The organism is Dyadobacter sp. (genome assembly GCF_051859145.1).
Classification (GTDB): Bacteria; Bacteroidota; Bacteroidia; order Cytophagales; family Spirosomataceae; genus Dyadobacter.
In genome coordinates this window covers 1-2,134 of sequence record NZ_JBHYGF010000515.1, presented here as the reverse complement: position 1 = coordinate 2,134, position 2,134 = coordinate 1, and the positions used below count along the sequence as shown (strand labels likewise).

Below are 2,134 nucleotides of genomic sequence, written 5' to 3'. Positions count from 1 at the left end.
GAACGTCAATTCTACGGATGCGAAAGTGGCGGCCAAGTCCGGCACCTGGACCATCGCACTACGCTACAATATGGCATATCGCCAGCAAACCTATTGAAATACAACCCTTATGGAAACTGACCCACATGAAATTCGTAGCCTGATCCGGCTCGCATTACTGGAAGATATTGGCGACGGTGATCATTCCTCTCTGTCCAGCGTACCCGAAAATGCCGTGAAACGTGCCAAGTTGCTCGTCAAGCAAGACGGCATTCTGGCAGGTGTGGAAGTGGCGCAGATCATCTTTGAAGAAACCGCTACGTTTTATAATGATCCCCCATTGAAAATTGATGTGTTACTTTTTGACGGAACCGACGTCAAAACAGGTGACATTGTTTTTATAGTCGAAGGTAGTGCGCGGCTGATCCTGAAAGCGGAACGGCTGGTACTAAATACCATGCAGCGAATGAGCGGGATTGCGACCTACTCAAGACAAATGTCGTCGCTCATTGCAGATCTGCCGGTGAAATTGCTGGATACCCGCAAAACCACGCCCAACTTCCGCCTGTTCGAGAAGCTGGCAGTAAAGATAGGCGGCGCGGTAAATCACCGGATGGGACTTTACGATATGATTATGCTGAAAGATAATCATGTTGATTACGCGGGCGGCATTGAAGCGGCCATTACCGGGGCACGCAAGTACCTGGCGCAAACGGGCAAAAACCTGAAAATAGAAATTGAGACACGCAGCCTGGCTGAGGTAGATGAAGTTTTGCGGGTTGGACAGGTTGATATCATTATGCTCGACAACTTTTCACTCGACGACTTACGCGCCGCGGTGAAGAAGATCGCGGGCCGGTTTGAAACAGAAGCTTCGGGAAATATTACCGAAAAAACCCTCTGCGCAGTTGCCGAAACAGGAGTGGACGGCATATCAAGCGGCGCATTAACGCACCAGGCGCGAAGTCTGGATTTAAGTTTAAAAGCCTTTTAACCTCTATCAACATACCAACAGCGTATGCAGTATACAGGACTTATCGCATACGCTTATTACAAAAAAGGCCGCACAGGTCTGTTGTTCCTGTATTTTGCTACTATTCTCCTCTCTTCGAACGCGGCGCGCAGCCAGGAGCCTCCAAAGAAGGACATCGATATCAATCAGTTTGTAGCTGCGCTTTTTCCTGTTCCAACGGAAGACACGGATTATTCGGAACTGTTTGAATCACTTTTGCATCTGTATACCAATCCGCTCGATATCAATGCTGTTACTGCCGACGAGCTTTCAGGCACATTGATTCTCACTGATGTGCAGGTAAAAGCATTGCTCAGCTACCGCGAGCAAGCAGGTCCATTCCTGTCGCTCTACGAACTGCAAGCGGTACCTGGTTATGATCTGGTTACCATCAACCGGTTACTTCCATTTATTACATTAAATCCAAAAGCACGCTCTATTCGGGAAGCTTTGCAAAATCCTGGTCAGCACTTCCTGATGTTCCGCACCGGCAGGATACTTGAAAAGCAAAAAGGGTTTCTGACACAGGATTCATCTTCGAATTCTACCGCGCGATATACAGGCAGCCCCTACAATGCATACCTCCGATATCGCAATGCACGAAGCGGTTCTTACAGTTTTGGATTTACAATGGACAAGGATGCGGGTGAGGCACTTTGGCAATGGAATGCCGGCCGCCATATTTTCGGCGCAGATTTCACATCTTTTCACGCGCAAATTCTGAACAGGGGAAGATGGAAGAACCTGGTGCTCGGCGACTATCAGGTGCAAGCCGGACAAGGAATGGTACTCGGCGCCGGGTTTTCTTTGGGGAAAGGAGCAGAGGTGATCAAAACCGGATACCGGAGTACGCTCGGATTCAAGCCTTATACTTCCTCCGGCGAAGTCAACTTTTTTCGCGGAGCAGCAGCTACCTATGCTGTTGACAGGTACACCACGATCTCCCTATTTTACTCAAAAACCAAAAGAGACGCGACAGTCGATGAAAGCAACGCAGGAAAACTGGTGACTTCGCTGCCCATTAACGGTTACCATCGCACCAGCAGCGAGATCGAAAAACATAATATCCTTCCGGAACAGAATGTAGGGATGCATTTACTGCACCGCCTTTCACAGAATGGGCAGATCGGCATCACTGCACTT

The 2,134-nt window shown here is 48.9% G+C and carries 2 protein-coding genes; both read left to right on the top strand.

What is annotated here, in order from left to right:
• The first annotated feature begins 109 nt into the window (after positions 1-109).
• Positions 110-973: a carboxylating nicotinate-nucleotide diphosphorylase gene (gene nadC, locus ACTIE6_RS23135; protein WP_439558887.1), complete on the top strand. Its 864-nt coding sequence runs from the start codon at positions 110-112 to the stop codon at positions 971-973.
• A 24-nt stretch (positions 974-997) separates the two neighbouring features.
• Positions 998-2,134, top strand: a 1,137-nt coding sequence (locus ACTIE6_RS23130) for a ComEA family DNA-binding protein (protein WP_439558886.1), incomplete at its 3' end; no start/stop codon positions are given.

What these genes read in the sequence shown, in the direction of transcription:
- nadC (WP_439558887.1), top strand. Translation starts at nt 110, where the DNA reads ATGGAAACTGACCCACATGAAATTCGTAGCCTGATCCGGCTCGCATTA.